The 766-nt window shown below is 42.2% G+C and carries 1 protein-coding gene and 1 pseudogene; one reads left to right on the top strand and one right to left on the bottom strand.

Annotated elements, in window-relative coordinates:
- Positions 1-192, top strand: a pseudogene (locus tag KIV40_RS31490) (hypothetical protein); the annotation flags it as partial.
- Positions 193-243: 51 nt separating this feature from the next.
- Here KIV40_RS31490 and KIV40_RS31495 read toward each other — a convergent pair.
- Positions 244-678, bottom strand: a complete 435-nt coding sequence (locus KIV40_RS31495) for a bacteriohemerythrin (RefSeq protein ID WP_285353236.1) — start codon at positions 676-678, stop codon at positions 244-246.
- Positions 679-766 lie beyond the last annotated feature (88 nt).

The raw sequence follows: 766 nt of genomic DNA on the forward strand, positions 1-766 counted from the left end.
CCCTTACTTATGGCGTGTTGCGCGCAAGAATACCAAAGTGTGGATTTTATCGGTCCAAAGTTTGGTATTCGCGGACGCCCTGTGAAAGAGCGGCTAAAGGATACGGCACTGAATCAGGAAGTTACTGATAAGCTCTGGGATTATTCTTGTCAGGCCACCGAAATGTCCTATCAATTCGGTGGTATTGGTTAGCTTGTTGATGTCCGCGCTTTGGCAATTCGTATTGTTAACAACTTTTGGGACTTAACCACAACTCTCCATAGTTAGCAGATGACGGTACTTATCTGAAGAGCGTAAGTATCTTGCTAAAGCGCGATCATTTTGCTCCGCGATAATGTGGTCGATGAGCCATCTCGCCATAAAAACGATGATTTCTTTCAAATCGAGTTGGCCATTGACGTAATGCGTATATTTGTTTCTTAGTTTTTTGAGCAGCATTTGGTGAACCTTTTGGTGCTGCTCGAACCCATCGTAATGGGTGATCATCATAATGTTATCTTCACTTAAAAAGTGAAACTCTGCGTAAGCAATTACTTCATCAATTAAGCGGCGCACAATCGCTTTAGATTCGTTCTGAAACATGATCAGTTTATTGATCATCGCCAATAGGTTTTTGTGTTGAAGATCGAGCTCTTCTACATCCAAGCTGTACTGTTTTTTCCATGTGTAGAGATGCATTGTGGCCCTCGATTGCTTTGGTGAAACTGCGCTATTGATAGAATGATTTGCACTTTATAGATTTGGCTGGTGAATGGATAGCTCAACC

The organism is Vibrio sp. D173a, from assembly GCF_030248475.1.

Coding starts and splice junctions, on each gene's coding strand:
- KIV40_RS31495 (WP_285353236.1), bottom strand. CDS start 678: ATGCATCTCTACACATGGAAAAAACAGTACAGCTTGGATGTAGAAGAG.